We start from the raw sequence: 15,487 nt of genomic DNA on the forward strand, positions 1-15,487 counted from the left end.
GCACTGGAGGCCCGCGCTTGACCGGCGCCCCACGCGCCGGACCAGGTCCTCACCAAGGGCACCCCACCGCGGTTGGAGGGTTGCCGGCCAGCAAGCTTGGGCTTGACGCTGGCTCTCATGACCTGCCGACGACGTTAGCGGAGGGTGATCCTCCCGTCGACACCCGATTCACATGCTGAGAACGCTCGGAGACCGATCAATCCCCGGTCTCGCCCTTCCACCGTGCGTAGCGACCGGCCCTGTCGACGGCACGAACGCGCCGCTCAGCGGCGTCGCGCACCTCTTCAGTGGTGACGATGAGCAACTGGTCGTCGGTCTGCAGCCGTGTCGTCGGTTGTGGCGTGAAACTCTTCCCGGAGCGCACGACGAGACTCACCGTGGCACCGCTCGGCAGCCTCAGCTCGGACATGTAGACGCCGTGCAGCTTCGACCCGCGCTGGATGTGCACCTGCAGCAGCTCGGCACCGAGCTCGTCGAGCGGTGACGAGTCGACCTGGACCTCCACCGCCTCCCCCGCCTTCACGAGCCCGAGCCTGCGCGCGAGGAACGGAAGCGTCGTGCCCTGCACCACCGTCAGCACGATGACCAGCAGGAACACCACGTCGACCAGTTCCCGCGCGCCTTCGACGCCCTGGATCAGCGGGATCAGCGCGAACACGATCGGCACCGCGCCGCGCAGCCCCGACCAGGAGAGGAACGCCTGTTCCCGCCACGGCACCTTGAACGGCAGCGAGGACAGCACGACGGACAACGGCCGCGCCACGAACGTCAGCACGACACCCGCGACCAGCGCCGGGAACAGCACGTCGAGCAGCCGCGACGGCGAGGCGTAGAGGCCGAGCAGCACGAAGAGCCCGATCTGGGCGAGCCAGCCGAGCCCCTCGGCGAACGACAGGGTGTCGGCGCGGTGCGGCAGGCGGGCGTTGCCGAGGACCAGCGCGGCGACGTACGTGGCCAGGAAACCGGACGCGTGCACGAGATCGCCCGCCGTGTAGGCCATCACGCACACCGCCACCGTGGCGAGCGGGTACAGACCGGTGGAGGGCAACGCCGCGCGTTTCAGCCCCGCTCCGCCCAAGAAGCCCAGCACCACGCCGATGAGCGCGCCCGCACCCAGTTCGTAGATCACCAGCAGCGGCGCGGTCCACGAGATCTGGTCGGACGAGGCCAGCAGCACGACGGCGATGTAGACCGGCGCGTCGTTGAGGCCGGACTCCAGTTCGAGCGCGCCCGTGAGCCGTGCCCCGACACCCAGCGAGCGCAGGACGCTGAACACGGCGGCCGCGTCCGTGGACGACAGCACCGCGCCCCACAGCAACGCCATCCGCCAGTCGAGGCCGAGCAGGAAGTGCAACGCGGTGCCGGTCACCGCGACGCTGACCACAACGGCCACTGTGGACAGTGCGACGCCCAGCCACAGCGAGGGTTTCACCGCGTTCCAGCGCGTCGTGATGCCACCCTCGGTCAGGATCAGCACCAGCGCCGCGATGCCGAGCGACTGCGTCAGGTCGGCGTCGTCGAACTTGATGCCGAACACCGACTCGCCGAGCAGCACGCCGATGCCGAGGTACAGCAGGAGCGAGGGCAGTCCGAGCCGCGTCGACACCCGCACCGCGATCACCGAGATCAGCAGTACGGCAGCGCCGATGCCCAGAACAACCGTGACGTCACCCACCTGGACCATTCTGGTTGATCACCACCGATTCCGACGAATCAGACGAGTTAACAACTCCAGCCGTTCGCCCCTACCGAGCCCATGCACGACGGAGCATGTTGATCAGTGGCTCAATCCCTAACCCTGCACGGAGTTGAACCATGAGGATCCTGATCGCGCTGGCGGCCGCCTTGATGGTGACCGGAACCACAGCAGCGCAAGCAGCGGCACCGGCCGCACTGGCGGCGCCGAACATCAACGTCGCGAACGTACAAGCCCACCTGAACCAGTTCCAGTCCATCGCGAACGCCAACGGCGGAAACCGCGCTCACGGACGACCGGGGTACCTGGCCTCGATCAACTGGGTCAAGGGCAAGCTCGACGCCGCCGGCTACACGACGCGCGTCCAGTCGTTCACGTCCAACGGCGCCACCGGCTACAACCTGATCGCGGACTACCCCGGCGGTGACGCGAACAACGTCGTGATGCTGGGCGGCCACCTCGACAGCGTCTCGGCGGGCCCCGGCATCAACGACAACGGCACCGGCTCCGCGTCGCTCCTGGAGGTCGCCCTCCAGGTGAAGGCCACCGGTTTCCAGCCGACCAAGCACCTGCGGTTCGGCTGGTGGGGCGCGGAGGAGCTCGGCCTCGTCGGCTCGACGTACTACGTGAACTCCTTGAGCAGCACCGACAAGTCGAGGATCAAGGCGTACCTGAACTTCGACATGACCGGCTCGCCGAACCCCGGCTACTTCGTCTACAGCTCCAGCGGTCAGCCCTCCGGTTCGGCGGCGCTGACGCAGCGGCTGCAGGCGGGCTTCACCGCGCTGGGCGTCCAGACCGAGCTGACGAACGTCGGCGGCCGTTCCGACCACGCGGCGTTCGCCCGCGCGGGCATCCCGACCGGCGGCACCTTCACCGGCGCCGAGGGCATCAAGACCTCGGCGCAGGCGTCGAAGTGGGGCGGCACGGCCGGCCAGGCCTTCGACCGCTGCTACCACCGCTCGTGCGACACGACGTCGAACATCAACGTCACGGCGCTCGACCGCAACGCCGACGTGATCGCGAGCGCGCTCTGGGCGACCGCGGCCTGATCACCTGGCGGTGAGCACCTGCACGGCCTCGTCGAGCACCGGTTCGGCGAGGCCGGGCAGCGTCGTCCACAGCTGCGCCTGGCCCAGGTAGAGGCTGAACGCGATCAACGCGCGCTTCCTCGCCTGGGCCTTGCCGAACCCGAGCTGCCTGAACAACTCCGTCAGGTAGCCGATCCGCTTCTCCGTGACGCGCCGCAGGACCGGCGCGATCACCTCGTCGGCCGCGCCCGCCTGCAACGCCATCTCCACCGACCCCTTGCGCGTGCGGTCGAGCACCATGGCGAAGAGGGTCTTCAGCTTGTCCTGCGGGGTCCGTTCGGACTCGACGAGCTCGATGACCTTCTCGGTGTGCTCCCGCTCCCACCGCTCGACCGTCGCCCGCAGCAACGCCTCGCGGTTCGGGAAGTGGTGGTAGACGCTGCCTTTCGTGGCACCGGCCCGCGCCGCCAGCGGTTCGACCGCCACCGCGCCCAGGCCGCCCTCGGCGAGCGCTCTCAGCGCCATCTCAGTCCAGTCGTCACGATTCCGCCGCACCACGCTTCCATACGCTACCGTACGTTTTCAGGAACATACGGCAGCGTATGGAAGGGGATCCTCATGATCAGGAACGTCCACACCCGCGACCTCGGCGTGCCCGCGGGCCCGTTCGTCGACCGCGTCCAGGAACTCTGGCCGCCCGCGTGGGGAAAGCAGGAGTTCGACCGCCCGCTGGGCGTCGGCGCGGACGGCGGGCACGGCCCGATCCGGTACCGCTGCACGGACTTCGTGCCCGGCGAGTCGATCACCTTCGAGTTCACCAAGCTCTCCGGCTCGCACACGCTCTCGGCGTCGGGCGACGTTCTCCGGCACGAGCTCGTCGGCGACTTCGGCTTCGCAGACCGGGTGCGGTGGGCGCTGGTGATCCGGTGGCTGCACGACGCGTGCATCGAGGACCTGTTCGACGCCTGCGAACGCGCGGCGGGCCGCGAGCCCGCCGCACCGGCGCGGTGGTCACCGCGGGTCCGGCTGGTGCGGCGGCTCGTCGTCGTGACGATGAAGCGTCAGCGGCAGAACAGCTTGGACGGCCCCTCGTAGTACGCACCGCCGTACAGGTCACCGTTGTCGGCGAGCACGCTCGGGAAGGGCATCGAGTACGGGTAGGACCAGCGGTCGACCCGGCCGTGGGCACGCCGGACCGCCGAGTTCCAGGCCAGCAACTCGTCACCCGCAGCGTTGACGTCGAACACGGGGCCTTCGTCCGTGGTGCGGACGACCTCGCCGCTCAGGTTCCACTCGACCGACGGCGCCGCGCCTGGCCCGCTCCACGACTGCGAGTACCCGTAGACGCGACCGTTCTCGACCAACGTGGGAACCGTCCGGTCTTGACCCGGCAACGGCCTGAGCTCGGAGCGCTCCCCCAGCCCGTTCCACACGTACCCCAGCATTCCCTGGTCGAAGTTGGTGGTGGCGACGACGTTGCCGTCGTCGTCGATCCCCAGCGGCCACCAGGTCCGCCCGTCGTCGGAGCCTTCGAGCACCACCGGAGAGGTGGACCCGGCGGGCCACACCACCAGCACCCCTCCGGAAGTGCCGACGACGTCGCCGTCGGCGTTGATCGACTTCACCGTCGACGGCCCGCCGGGCAACTCCCCGAGCTTCTCCTCACCACGCCACACGCCGTCCTCACCGTGGCTGATCAGCACACCGTGCCGGTTGATGCCGGGAGTCGCCCTGTCGACGGGGAACTCGACGGTCCGAGCGACCTCGTGGTGCCAGATCACGACCGACGTACCCCCGGAGGAAGCAAGCCAGTCACCAGCGCCGGCGAGCGCGCCGTACGACGACTGGCCGGCCGGGATCGGCAGCCTCTTCATGCCCCACACGCACCCGGTGTCCGCCTGTGCGGCGGGTGCCGCCACCGCAATCGTGGCCAGTACCGCGGCGCCCATCGTCAGACGCCATCCCCCAGCAACCACGTGCCACCCCTCTCGAAGAGATCGACCGTTCGGCTGTAGGTGTCCGCCTCGGCACGAGGTGTTGCATGCGAGCTGACTTCCGCACCACGCACGCGTGCGAACATCCAGCGTTCACAATCCCGTTCCGCTTGCGTCTACCTGATACCGAGCCGCTAAACGCGGCCGACGGACAGGCCTCGATGAGGGGAGGTACGAGATGGTGGACCCCCTAACCACCCTCGATACCGTGGTAGGCGGGCAGATACGACGTCGAACGCGCACTGACTCGGATCGGTCGTGATGACGTCCTCCGACTCCGACGACCACGCCGCGGCGTTCAGCGACTTCTACAACCAGGAGCGCATTCGGATGTGCAGGTTCGCCGCCACGTGGTCACCGGGCCTCGACCACGAGGCCGCGGTGCAGGACGCCTTCGTCAGCGCCTGGCGGAACTGGCCGGCGATCGAGCCGTCCCGGCGCTGCGCGTGGCTGGCCGCCGCGATCAGGAACTCCCTCATCGACCAGTCCCGAAGGCGGCGCGAACGTCCAGGAGACCTGAACGACGAACTGATCGGCCGCTACGGCAGCGCCTTCCGGATTCTCGTCCAGCGCCACCGCGACGCCGAGATCTCGCAGGAGCTCAACGCCACGCTCGCCGCCATCGCCGCTCTGCCGGAGGCACTGCGCACCGCACTGGCCCTGCGGTTCTGGTCGTTCGACTACGAGCAGATCGCCGAGGTGCTCGGCTGCGACCGCGACGCCGCTCGCGGATACGTGTCCCGTGCGCGTGCCCAGATCAGCGAGAAGGTCGGCAATCAGGAACGACGGGCTCGTGGACCGCGCCGCGCCGCCAAGGGGGAAGCATGAGTTCGAAGCCCGAAGCACGGGTCAACGGCGACGCCGCCGCCCGCCGGTTGAACGACCTGCACGCGGAGCTCACCGAGATCATCCCGGAGGACACCGCACCGGACGAGGTCGGCGCCGCCGCGATCATCGCGCTGGGCGCGACGCCCGATCGCGAGCTCCCCGTCGTCCCCTGGGAAGGCCTGAAGGGCGTTGAGCGGCACGCGCAGTGCATCCGTGCGGCACGCGAAGGCAACCGCGACGCCCTGGACGTCCTCGTCACGGAGTTGACGCCCATGCTCTGGCACGTCGCCAGAGGACACGGCCTGAACAGGAGCACCGCCGAGGACGTCGTCCAGACCGTCTGGCTGTCGTTCCTCAGGCACGTGGACCGGCTCACCGAGCCTCGTGCACTCGCCGGCTGGCTGGTCGTCACCACCCGCAGGGAGGCGCGAAAGCACTGGCAGGAGGCTCACGGCCGGTCGGCTCTGTCCTCGGACAACGCCGAGGTGCCCGGCGCGCAGTGGCTGCCGGAGGAGGAGGTCCTGCTCGACGACCGCGACCGCAGGCTGTGGCGGGCGTTCAGCAGGCTGAGCCGGCGCTGCCAGGAGCTCCTGCGGCTCACCGTGCTCGCGGGCCGAGCCGAGTACCAGGCGGTCGCCGAGGCGCTGGAGATGCCCCGCGGCAGCATCGGACCGACGAGAGGCCGCTGCCTCACCTCGCTCCAGGAGGGACTCACCGCGGAGGGGGGTGTCTGATGACCGAGTTGGACGAGACCGACCTGGCGATCATCGCGTGGCTGACCAGACTGGTCGACGTGGTCGACCCGCCTCCGGCCCATCTCTCCCACCGGGTGCTGGCAGCGCTGGACCGCACCGCACTGCCCGAAGCCGCCTGAGCCGTGGTGTGGGCTCCCCTGTCGCAGGAGCCCACACCACGAACCGTTCGATCAGGCCTTCGCGACCGCGACCTTCACCTTGGCGCCGTCGCCGACCGTGCCCTCGGACGTGCCCTCACCGAACACGACCGAGGTCGTCAGCGTCTCCGCCTGCACGAACGGCAGATGAGGCTCGACCGCGGACCGCACCGCCTCCGGCAGCTCCAGCGTCAGCGTGATCCGGTCGGACACGTCGAGCCGGGCGTCCTTGCGCGCCTGCTGCACCACGCGCACCAGGTCGCGCGCGACGCCCTCGGCCTCCAGCTCCGGCGTCACCGCCGTGTCGACCACGACGACGCCGGCACCACCGGGCAGAGCCGCCGTGGCGGCGGGATCCGTTGCCACCAGGCGCTGTTCGTACTCGCCCTCGAACAGCTCGACACCGGCGGCGACGATCTTTCCGTCCACTTCGGACCAGTCGCCGGCCTTGACGGCCTTGATGACCTTCTGCACGTTCGGCCCGAGGCGCGGACCGGCGGCACGGGCGTTGACGACCAGCTGGAACTGCCCGTAGGCGTCGACGTCCGTGGACAGCGACACCTCCTTGACGTTGACCTCGTCGCGCACGATCTCGGCGAAGTCCTCCAGCGAGCCCGCCACCGGGGAGGCGACCGTCAAGCGCGCCAACGGAAGCCGCACGCGCAGCTTGTTCGCCTTGCGCAGCGACAACGCCGTCGAGCAGACGTCGCGCACCTCGTCCATCGCCGCCACCAGCGCGTCGTCCGCCGGCACGTCCGACACCGACGGGAAGTCCGTCAGGTGCACGGAACGCCCGCCGGTCAGGCCGCGCCACACGACCTCGGTCGTGTACGGCAGCAACGGCGCCGCCACGCGCGTGACGACCTCCAGCACGGTGTGCAGGGTGTCGATCGCGTCCTGGTCACCGTCCCAGAACCGCTGCCGCGACCGTCGCACGTACCAGTTCGTCAGCACCTCCAGGTACTCGCGCACCTGCTGGCAGGCACCGGAGATGTCGTAGACGTCCATCGACGCCTGGATGTCGCGGACCAGGTCGTGCGTCTTCGCCAGCGCGTACCGGTCGAGCACGTTCGTCGAGTCGACGCGCCACGTGCCCTCCTTCCCGGCGGCGTTGGAGTACAACGCCAGGAAGTACCAGGAGTTCCACAGCGGCAGCACGGCCTGGCGCACCGCGTCGCGGATGCCGCGCTCGGTCACGACCAGGTCGCCACCGCGCAGGATCGGCGACGCCATGAGGAACCAGCGCATGGCGTCGGAGCCGTCGCGGTCGAAGACCTCGTTGACGTCCGGGTAGTTCTTCAGCGACTTGGACATCTTCTGGCCGTCGTCACCGAGCACGATCCCGTGCGCCACGCAGTCGCGGAACGCGGGCCGGTCGAACAACGCCGTCGCGAGCACGTGCAGCGTGTAGAACCAGCCGCGCGTCTGCCCGTTGTACTCGACGATGAAGTTGCCCGGGTAGTGGTTCTCGAACCAGTCCGCGTTCTCGAACGGGTAGTGCACCTGCGCGAACGACATCGAGCCCGACTCGAACCAGCAGTCGAGCACGTCCGGGATCCGGCGCATGACGGACTTGCCGGACGGGTCGTCCGGGTTCGGCCGCGTCAGCTCGTCGATGAACGGCCGGTGCAGGTTGTCCGGACGCACGCCGAAGTCGCGCTCCAGCTCGTCCAGCGACCCGTACACGTCCGTGCGGGGGAACTCGGGGTTGTCCGAGGTCCACACGGGCAGCGGCGAGCCCCAGTACCGGTTGCGCGAGATGTTCCAGTCGCGCGCGTTCTCCAGCCACTTGCCGAACTGGCCGTCCTTGATGTGCGCCGGCACCCAGTTGATCTGCTGGTTGAGCTCGACCATCCGGTCCTTGAACTGCGTGACCGCGACGAACCACGCCGACAGCGCGCGCTGGATCAGCGGGTTCTGGCAGCGCCAGCAGTGCGGGTACGGGTGGTCGTAGGTCTCGTGGCGCAGCAGCAGGCCCGCTTCCTTCAGGTCGCGGGTGATCAGCTTGTTCGCCTCGAAGACGTGCACGCCCTGGTACGGCGCCACTTCAGCGGTGAACTTGCCGTCCGGTCCGACCGGCACGACGACCTCGATGCCCGCCGCGTCCGTCACGACCTTGTCGTCCTCACCGAACGCAGGCGCGATGTGGACGATGCCCGTGCCGTCGTCGGTGGTCACGTAGTCGGCCGTGAGCACCTGGTGCGCGTTCTCGCGGCCCACGAAGAAGTCGAACGGCGGCAGGTACTTCTTGCCGACCAGGTCCGAGCCCTTGTAGCGCGCGACGACCTCGGGCTCCTCGCCCAGCTCGCGCGCGTACGCCGCGACACGGGCCTCGGCCAGCAGGTACTTGTCGCCGTCGGAGCCCACCACGGTCACGTAGTCGACATCGGGGTGCACGGCGGCGGCCAGGTTGCTCGGCAGCGTCCACGGCGTGGTCGTCCAGACCAGGGCCTTCTCACCGGACTCCAGGCGCAGCGCCACCGTCACGGCCGGGTCCTGCCGGTCGCGGTACGCGTCGTCCATCTTGGTCTCGGTGTTGGACAACGGCGTCTGGCAACGCCAGCAGTACCAGAGCACCCGGAAGCCCTCGTAGATCAAGCCCTTGTCCCACAAGGCCTTGAACGCCCACATGACGCTTTCCATGTAGTCGAGGTCGAGCGTCTTGTAGTCGTTGTCGAAGTCGACCCAACGAGCCTGACGCGTCACGTAGTCGCGCCACTGGTCCGTGTACTGCAACACGGACGTGCGGCACGCCTCGTTGAACTTCTCGATGCCGAGCTCGTCGATCTCGTGCTTCTGCGTGATGCCGAGCTGCTTCTCCGCCTCGTACTCGGCGGGCATGCCGTGCGTGTCCCAGCCGAACCGGCGCTCGACGTGCTTGCCGCGCATCGTCTGGTAGCGCGGCACGACGTCCTTGACGTAGCCGGTCAGCAGGTGGCCGTAGTGCGGCAGGCCGTTCGCGAACGGCGGGCCGTCGTAGAAGACGAACTCGTTCTCGCCGTGCTCACCCGCCGGGGTGCGGTCGATGCTCGCCTGGAAGGTCTCGTCGTCCTTCCAGTACCCGAGCACGTCCTGCTCGAGGTTCGGAAAGGACGGCTGCGCCGGGACCTCGTTCGCTCCGGCCCTGGGGTAGGCCATCTCCACTGCTCCTCGCGGTCAGATGCGACACGCGAGGACGACACGCCGATGTGGCTCGGCGGGCCGCGGTACCACCCCGCTTGCCCGCGTTGACCACGGGCCTCTCGTTCTTCGGCTGTGACGGGCCGGTCCCGTCCGGTTCTACTGAGGCTCGCGCCCGTTCTTCCGGAGGCTCCCCGGTGATGGCCGGATCGGTGCCTGTGGTTACAGGGTACGGGGGAGCGCAAACCGTATGCTCGCCGGATGACGTTGACCATCGCGCTGTCGATCGTGCTGGCCGTGCTGTTCGTCGCGACGGGCGCGGGCAAGCTGTTCGGCGCGAAGGCGTCACTGGAGGCCCGCGACCACTTCCGGATGAACCCGGCGCTGTGGCGCACCATCGGCGCGCTGGAGTGGGCGGGCGCGGCGGGCCTGGTGGCCGGTCTGGTCACGTGGGAAGGGATCGCGCACGCGGCCACCGTCGGCCTCGGACTGCTGATGGTCGGCGCCACGATCACGCGGCTGCGCTACGACTCGAAGCCGACCGGCGTGGTCCTCGACCTGGTGCTGCTGGCGTTGTTGATCACGCTGCTGTTCCTGGACCGCTGAGCCATGTGGATCTGGATCTCAGCGGCGGCTTTCGTCGTCGTCCTCCTGCTCGGCGCGTGGTTCTCCTGGCAGACCATCAGGGACCGCACAGGTGGCTTCCCCTTCCCCGATGGCTACGACCACGACTACAACGACCGTCACCGCGGCGACGGAGGCGGCGGCTGACCTCCCGCTCGGCCTCCACGGGACGTCCCGGCGGAACGCCTAGGCAGTACGACCTCTCCGGCGCCGGTGCACGACGACACCGAGCGCCGCGAGAACCAGCAGGGCGACCGCACCACCCACCGGCCACCGCCACCGCTCGTACGCGGGTACCGGCATGCTGGCGAGCACGAACGCCCGCAGCTTGTCGCGCATCGGTTCGCCATCCTTGATCACCTCGACGCCACCGGGGGCGTCCGGCTCGATCGCGAGCGTGTCCCTGGACGCGGCCTCGGCGAACCTCCTCGCCTGCTCCTCGCCCCCGGAGTCCGCACCGATGAACACGGGCACGTCGAGCTTCCTGACGGCCTCCAGTTCGCGCGTCGGCACGTTGACACCGTCGGAGGGTTCGAACGGCAGGTGCAGCAGGAAGACGCCGGCCAGTCCGCTGATCCGCGGCGCTCTCAGTGCGACCGCCGCACCCGCGTGCAGCACCCCACCCGCGATGATCGAGGTGGCACCTCGGTCGGCCAGTTCCTGTGCCGCCGCGCCGATGTCGGCGTCCATGGTGGGCGCGGTGCTGCGACCTTGGTAGAGGAGCACCTGGTAACCGTCGTCGGCGAGCTGCTGCCCCAGCGAGATCCAGCCGCAGACGTCCGCGCCGAGGAAGTCGGCGAAGAGCACGCCGCGCGATCCGCCGCCAAGCACCAGACCCGGCAGGTCAAAGCCGTCGCTGGTGGGGAACCGCACCTTCTCACCCAGCCGCGAGGAGAGCTCGCACTTCTCGGGCGCGGCTCGTGTGTGCGCGATCGGAACGCCACTGAACACCAGGGCCACGGCAACCACAAGGACACGGAACACCGATCTCGGCAGCATCCGCAGTTCGTAACCCAACGAAGATCAAAGCGGTAGTGACCCCGCCGAAATGCAGCCGATGAGCCTAACCCGCGGAACGACTCCGGCGAACCAGGACGCCGTCCGGCGTGCACACACCACAGGGCGTGAACTGCAGCTGCCGTGCCTCCTGCACCGGGAGGCCCAGCGTGGGCCTCCCGGCAAGCCAGGAACACGAGCTCAGGTGGTACCGGGGCCGCTCGTCCAGCACCCGGACCTCGTCCACCAGATCGGCCACGACGAGCAGGTCCGCCGCGTCGGTGTCCTCTTCCGGTGGTTCCTCGTCAGCGGGCGGCGTGTCGGCTACCGCCGGCACGACTACCCGTTGATCATCGGCTACAGCAAGTTGATCTACACTCTGCGCGTCGGCTGCGGGGTCCCCCGGTCGCCTCCGCCACCAGTCCCAAGCGAGGACCAGGGCGGCGAGCACGCTCGCGCCCACGGACGACCACGCCCAGATCGTGTTGGACGTGGTCAGCGCAGGCACGAGCAACCCGAGGGCAGCCAGCACCAGAAGTAGAACTACGAAGAGCACCTAGCGAACAGTAGTTCAGCCCGCTTCGGCGCGTGCGCCGAAGGAGTAGCCCTGGGAACGGCCCTCGGACGGTGCGGCCGGGCCGCGGTCCTGGAGGTCGCGCAGGGACGACTCGAGCATCGTCTTCAGTCGCGTGCGGTACTCGCGCTCGAACGTCTGCAGCTTGTCGATCTGCTTCTCGAGCGTGTTCTTCTCCTGGGTGATGTTGCCCATCACCTCAGCGTGCTTGCGCTGCGCGTCACGGTCCAGCGCGGTGGCCTTCTCACGGGCCTGCCGCTCCAGCGTCTCGGAACGCGTCCGCGCGTCGTTGAGCATGGTCTCGGCACGCGTGCGCGCCTCGTTGACCATCGTGTCGGCCTTGGCGCGAGCCTCGGACAACAGCTGCTCGGACTTCGTGCGGGCCTCGGACAGCATGCCGTCCGCCTCGGCCTTCGCCTCGCCGGTCAGCCGGTCCGCCATCTCCTGGGCGAGACCCAGGACCTTCGCGGCCTGCACGTGGTGGTCTCCGCCACCACCCGGGGACGTCTGCTCCATCACCGTGGGCGGCGGGACCGGCGCCAGGCGGCGCGGCTCCTCCACCGGCATACGGCTCGTCATGGGGCCGGAAGAAGCCTTCGCACGCGCGTCGTCGAGGTCTGCACGCGCGGTCTCGAGCTGCTGGTCGAGCTGCTCGACCTGCTGACGGAGGTCGTTGTTCTCCTCGATCAAGCGGGCCAGTTCGCCCTCAACCAGGTCGAGGAACGCGTCCACCTCGTCCTCGTTGTAGCCCCGCTTGCCAATCGGCGGCTTGCTGAATGCAACATTGTGCACATCAGCGGGGGTCAACGGCATCGGATCACCTCTCGCACTCCTGGGCTGCGGTCATCCCACGGTTCCCCGTCACCTGGGATCTGCGAATCGCATCAGAATGATAACGACCAGCCACAGCACAATAATCGATAGGTCCAGCCCGACGCCTCCGATCCGCACAGTCGGGATCACCCGACGCAGTGCGCGGACCGGTGGGTCGGTGACCGTGTAGACGGTCTCAAGCGTCACGGCTACGCCGCCCGCCGGGCGCCACTCCCTCGCGAACGTCCGCACCATCTCGACCACGACACGCGCGGTCAGGAACAGGGAGAACGCGAACAGGACGTAGAAGATGACGAGGAGGATAGGGGCCACGGGTCAACTCTAACCGTGGTTCCCGAACCCGCCCTCCGCCAGCTTCCTGCGATCCTCCGCCGTGACGTCAACGTTCGGCGGTGAGAGAAGGAACACCCTGCTGGTGATCTTGTCCATGGATCCGCGCAGAGCGAACGCGAGTCCGGCCGAGAAGTCGACGAGACGCTTGGCGTCCGCGTCGTCCATGTCGGTCAGGTTCAAGATCACCGGGGTGCCGTCGCGGTAGTGCTCCCCGATCGTGCGCGCCTCGCTGTAGGTACGGGGGTGAAGCGTGGTGATGCGCGCCAACGGGTTGCCTGCCGGTTCGGCAGCAACCGGACGCAGCCTGCTCACGGGCTCGCGCTGCGGCTCGACAGCGAGTGCGCCGTGCACGGGTGCATCGGCACTCCAGCGCCGCGTGCTCGGGGGGCTGCCCCCGCGCCGCGACTCCGGCTCGTAGTCGTCCGACTCGTCGATGTCAGGCCGGTACCCGGAGCCCTGGAGCTCGGGCCGGCCCGGTGTGAACACGCGGCTGCGCCGCGGATACGGGTCGTAGTCGTCTGCCTCGGCCGCGTACTCGGACCGGTAGTCGCCGTAGCGACCTCGGTCGTCGTCGTAGCCGGGGTCGTCTGCGTACTCGGCGGGGACCATCCCGAAGTAGGCCTTCAGCTTGTGCAAAGCGCTCATTCCAGCCCCTCCTCGGCGGTTCCCCACTCTTAGGGACGGTGCGGACGGTCCCGAGGTTCCCGACAACCTAGGGCGAGGTTAGTCGCCGGTTGCCGAGCAACGCAGTTCCGACACGCACACAGGTCGATCCGTGCGAGATGGCATCTTCCAGGTCACCACTCATTCCCGCTGACACTCCGATGGCAGTGGGATGATCATCACGTAGGCCAGATACCACCGAAACCAACGCCTGAAACGCCTGCGATGGCTTCATCGTCCGGGGCGCGACAGTCATCGCACCTCGGAGAATAAGATCACCCGAACGAGTGATCACGCCAGCCAGTTCCGCCACGTCCGGGATGGCCACCCCACCGCGTGACGTGTCCCCGTCGATGCTGACCTGCAACAACACGTCGAGCTTCGTGCCCCGCGCGTGCGCCGCCCGCGCGAGCGCCTCGGCCAGCCGGACGCTGTCCACGGAGTCGACCTGGTCGGCCCACTCGACGACGGACTTCGCCTTGTTCCGCTGCAACCGCCCGACCATGTGCCACCGCGCCTCCGCGAGGTGTCTCAACTGGCCGACTTTCTCACTCGCCTCCTGATCGCGGTTCTCCGCGAAATTCCGGAGACCGAGGTCATAAAGGATCTCCACATCGCTCGCGGGCCAGGTTTTCGTCACCGCGAGCAACATCACCTCGCCACGCGACCGCCCCGCAACCTCACAGGCCTTGGCGATGCGCTCCTCGACCTCCGCGAGGTTCTCCTTCAACTCCTCGACGCGGTTCACGGCTCGATCCACACGACCGACGCGAGCCGCCCGGTGGGCGCCTGCCGCCGATGGCTGAAGAGGTCCTTCTCCTCGAACGTGCAGCGCGGGTCGACACCGATCTTCCCGACACCGGCACTGGCGAGCTGGTTCCACAGCCCGGCCCGAAGGTCCAGCGCAGGCGTCCCCCTCCGCGACTTGGAGGCACTCCCAGGCAGGTGCTTCTCGACGTCCTTCTGCATGTCAGCGGGCACCTCGTAGCACTCACCGCAGACAGCGGGCCCCAGCAACACCTCGATGCGCTCAAGCTCGGCCCCCAACGCCATCATCGCCTTGAGCGCCTCGACGACCACCCCGACCCGAGCCCCGACGCGCCCGGCGTGCACGGCCCCGACAACGCCGGCCTCTTGATCTCCGAGCAACACGGGCACGCAGTCAGCCGTCAACACGACCAGCCCGAGCCCGGCCCGTTTCGTCACAACAGCATCAGTGGCCTCAAGCGCCTCGGCAACCGGCCCGTCGACCGTGGCGACAGTCCGCCCGTGCACCTGCTCCATCCAGACCAACCGGTCGGGCGCAAGTCCGATCCCCTCAGCCAGCCGAACCCGGTTGGCCTCGACCGCCTCGACGTCGTCCCCGACGTGATCACCGAGGTTGAACGACTCGTAGGGCCCCTTGGACACGCCACCGGCGCGGGTGCTGACAACACGACGAATGCGCACACCCACACCCTAGTTCGCACACCACGCGGCCCGAGCGAGGGCACGTCATGGGGGCCGGATGGAGCGGGAGGTCGAAGGCAAGCCGGAGCCGAGCACACGGCGCGGGCACGCCGGATCGAACGCGAGACCGAAGGCAGGTCGGGGGCGGGCACGACGCCGAAGGCAAGCCGCATGTTGGGTGCGATGCCAAAGGCGAGCCGTGCGACAGGTGCGATGCCGCAGGCGAGCCGCACGATTGCCGCGATGCCGCAGGCGAGCCGTCCTTACCAAGAGGAACCGGCGGTGGGGTCCCATCACGAGTCGCGCCATAGCTCTTGCTGCACCTGGTCAGGGGTGTCAAGCGGACACGCTCTTCGTCCGCTTGACACCCCTGACCAGGTGTGGCCCGCTCTTGGTGCGGCTCGTGATGGGACCCCACCGCCAACGCAACCCTTCTACGAAACAGGCAGCCGC

General features: G+C 68.6%; 18 protein-coding genes and 1 riboswitch. Of the genes, 7 read left to right on the forward strand and 11 right to left on the reverse strand.

Features of this window, described 5'->3' with window-relative positions; all coding sequences use genetic code 11:
- Positions 1–8 precede the first annotated feature (8 nt).
- Positions 9–123: riboswitch (SAM riboswitch) on the reverse strand.
- Positions 124–196: 73 nt separating this feature from the next.
- Positions 197–1,675 (reverse strand): potassium/proton antiporter, encoded by a 1,479-nt coding sequence (locus tag ACFWN2_RS34995; protein WP_382434795.1) that lies wholly within the window; start codon positions 1,673–1,675, stop codon positions 197–199.
- Between the two features lie 140 nt (positions 1,676–1,815).
- On the opposite strand from ACFWN2_RS34995, the gene ACFWN2_RS35000 reads away from it, so the two are divergent.
- The gene (locus ACFWN2_RS35000) at positions 1,816–2,748 is read left to right on the forward strand and encodes a M28 family metallopeptidase (RefSeq protein WP_382434797.1); all 933 of its coding nucleotides are present in this window, start codon (positions 1,816–1,818) and stop codon (positions 2,746–2,748) included.
- Here the strand turns inward: ACFWN2_RS35000 and ACFWN2_RS35005 are convergent, their stop codons facing one another.
- Complete coding sequence (locus tag ACFWN2_RS35005) at positions 2,749–3,285, reverse strand: TetR/AcrR family transcriptional regulator (RefSeq protein WP_382434799.1); 537 nt, start codon at positions 3,283–3,285, stop codon at positions 2,749–2,751.
- 60 nt (positions 3,286–3,345) lie between these two features.
- Between ACFWN2_RS35005 and ACFWN2_RS35010 the strand changes: the two genes are divergently transcribed.
- Complete coding sequence (locus tag ACFWN2_RS35010; protein ID WP_382434801.1) at positions 3,346–3,822, forward strand: SRPBCC family protein; 477 nt, start codon at positions 3,346–3,348, stop codon at positions 3,820–3,822.
- On the opposite strand, the gene ACFWN2_RS35015 is transcribed toward ACFWN2_RS35010, so the two are convergent.
- Positions 3,789–4,676 carry a hypothetical protein gene (locus ACFWN2_RS35015; RefSeq protein ID WP_382434803.1) on the reverse strand — a complete coding sequence of 296 codons (888 nt, stop codon included), beginning with the start codon at positions 4,674–4,676 and terminating at the stop codon, positions 3,789–3,791. The genes ACFWN2_RS35010 and ACFWN2_RS35015 overlap by 34 nt on opposite strands.
- A 306-nt stretch (positions 4,677–4,982) precedes the next feature.
- Here ACFWN2_RS35015 and ACFWN2_RS35020 point away from each other — a divergent pair, with 306 nt between their 5' ends.
- The 3 genes from ACFWN2_RS35020 to ACFWN2_RS35030 are packed head-to-tail and all read left to right on the forward strand — an operon-like array spanning position 4,983 to position 6,423.
- Positions 4,983–5,549 (forward strand): RNA polymerase sigma factor, encoded by a 567-nt coding sequence (locus ACFWN2_RS35020; RefSeq protein WP_382434804.1) that lies wholly within the window; start codon positions 4,983–4,985, stop codon positions 5,547–5,549.
- A complete protein-coding gene (locus ACFWN2_RS35025) occupies positions 5,546–6,283 on the forward strand; it encodes an RNA polymerase sigma factor (protein WP_382434805.1) in 738 nt (245 codons plus the stop codon). Before ACFWN2_RS35020 ends, ACFWN2_RS35025 begins: the two co-directional genes overlap by 4 nt.
- On the forward strand, positions 6,283–6,423 hold the full coding sequence (locus tag ACFWN2_RS35030) for a hypothetical protein (protein ID WP_382434807.1): 141 nt from the start codon (positions 6,283–6,285) through the stop codon (positions 6,421–6,423). Before ACFWN2_RS35025 ends, ACFWN2_RS35030 begins: the two co-directional genes overlap by 1 nt.
- Positions 6,424–6,474: 51 nt before the next feature.
- Here the strand turns inward: ACFWN2_RS35030 and ileS are convergent, their stop codons facing one another.
- A complete protein-coding gene (gene ileS / locus ACFWN2_RS35035) occupies positions 6,475–9,579 on the reverse strand; it encodes an isoleucine--tRNA ligase (RefSeq protein ID WP_382434809.1) in 3,105 nt (1,034 codons plus the stop codon).
- 243 nt (positions 9,580–9,822) lie between these two features.
- Between ileS and ACFWN2_RS35040 the strand changes: the two genes are divergently transcribed.
- Together ACFWN2_RS35040 and ACFWN2_RS35045 are read left to right on the forward strand one after the other, a co-directional pair.
- Entirely contained in the window at positions 9,823–10,167 is a 345-nt protein-coding gene (locus tag ACFWN2_RS35040; RefSeq protein WP_382434811.1) for a DoxX family protein, read from the forward strand.
- A 3-nt stretch (positions 10,168–10,170) separates the two neighbouring features.
- Positions 10,171–10,332, forward strand: a complete 162-nt coding sequence (locus tag ACFWN2_RS35045) for a hypothetical protein (RefSeq protein WP_382434813.1) — start codon at positions 10,171–10,173, stop codon at positions 10,330–10,332.
- Positions 10,333–10,371: 39 nt separating this feature from the next.
- Here the strand turns inward: ACFWN2_RS35045 and ACFWN2_RS35050 are convergent, their stop codons facing one another.
- From ACFWN2_RS35050 to pgeF, 7 genes are all read right to left on the reverse strand, one after another.
- A complete protein-coding gene (locus ACFWN2_RS35050; protein WP_382434815.1) occupies positions 10,372–11,136 on the reverse strand; it encodes a hypothetical protein in 765 nt (254 codons plus the stop codon).
- 112 nt (positions 11,137–11,248) lie between these two features.
- The gene (locus ACFWN2_RS35055) at positions 11,249–11,737 is read right to left on the reverse strand and encodes a hypothetical protein (RefSeq protein WP_382434817.1); all 489 of its coding nucleotides are present in this window, start codon (positions 11,735–11,737) and stop codon (positions 11,249–11,251) included.
- Positions 11,738–11,752: 15 nt separating this feature from the next.
- Positions 11,753–12,568, reverse strand: a complete 816-nt coding sequence (locus tag ACFWN2_RS35060) for a DivIVA domain-containing protein (protein WP_089917266.1) — start codon at positions 12,566–12,568, stop codon at positions 11,753–11,755.
- A gap of 48 nt (positions 12,569–12,616) precedes the next feature.
- A complete protein-coding gene (locus ACFWN2_RS35065) occupies positions 12,617–12,892 on the reverse strand; it encodes a YggT family protein (RefSeq protein WP_089917696.1) in 276 nt (91 codons plus the stop codon).
- 18 nt (positions 12,893–12,910) lie between these two features.
- Complete coding sequence (locus tag ACFWN2_RS35070) at positions 12,911–13,567, reverse strand: cell division protein SepF (protein ID WP_382434819.1); 657 nt, start codon at positions 13,565–13,567, stop codon at positions 12,911–12,913.
- Positions 13,568–13,634: 67 nt separating this feature from the next.
- Entirely contained in the window at positions 13,635–14,333 is a 699-nt protein-coding gene (locus ACFWN2_RS35075) for a YggS family pyridoxal phosphate-dependent enzyme (RefSeq protein WP_382434821.1), read from the reverse strand.
- Positions 14,330–15,034 (reverse strand): peptidoglycan editing factor PgeF, encoded by a 705-nt coding sequence (pgeF, locus tag ACFWN2_RS35080; protein ID WP_382434822.1) that lies wholly within the window; start codon positions 15,032–15,034, stop codon positions 14,330–14,332. The genes ACFWN2_RS35075 and pgeF overlap by 4 nt, the downstream gene beginning before the upstream one ends.
- Positions 15,035–15,487 lie beyond the last annotated feature (453 nt).

This window comes from Lentzea sp. NPDC058436 (genome assembly GCF_042721515.1).
In the GTDB taxonomy this organism is placed as follows: Bacteria; Actinomycetota; Actinomycetes; order Mycobacteriales; family Pseudonocardiaceae; genus Lentzea.

Coding starts and splice junctions, on each gene's coding strand:
- ACFWN2_RS35060 (WP_089917266.1), bottom strand. CDS start 12,568: ATGCCGTTGACCCCCGCTGATGTGCACAATGTTGCATTCAGCAAGCCG.
- ACFWN2_RS35015 (WP_382434803.1), bottom strand. CDS start 4,676: ATGGGCGCCGCGGTACTGGCCACGATTGCGGTGGCGGCACCCGCCGCA.
- ACFWN2_RS35000 (WP_382434797.1), top strand. CDS start 1,816: ATGAGGATCCTGATCGCGCTGGCGGCCGCCTTGATGGTGACCGGAACC.
- ACFWN2_RS35010 (WP_382434801.1), top strand. CDS start 3,346: ATGATCAGGAACGTCCACACCCGCGACCTCGGCGTGCCCGCGGGCCCG.
- ileS (WP_382434809.1), bottom strand. CDS start 9,579: ATGGCCTACCCCAGGGCCGGAGCGAACGAGGTCCCGGCGCAGCCGTCC.
- ACFWN2_RS35040 (WP_382434811.1), top strand. CDS start 9,823: ATGACGTTGACCATCGCGCTGTCGATCGTGCTGGCCGTGCTGTTCGTC.
- ACFWN2_RS35020 (WP_382434804.1), top strand. CDS start 4,983: ATGACGTCCTCCGACTCCGACGACCACGCCGCGGCGTTCAGCGACTTC.
- ACFWN2_RS35030 (WP_382434807.1), top strand. CDS start 6,283: ATGACCGAGTTGGACGAGACCGACCTGGCGATCATCGCGTGGCTGACC.
- ACFWN2_RS35045 (WP_382434813.1), top strand. CDS start 10,171: ATGTGGATCTGGATCTCAGCGGCGGCTTTCGTCGTCGTCCTCCTGCTC.
- ACFWN2_RS35070 (WP_382434819.1), bottom strand. CDS start 13,567: ATGAGCGCTTTGCACAAGCTGAAGGCCTACTTCGGGATGGTCCCCGCC.
- ACFWN2_RS35025 (WP_382434805.1), top strand. CDS start 5,546: ATGAGTTCGAAGCCCGAAGCACGGGTCAACGGCGACGCCGCCGCCCGC.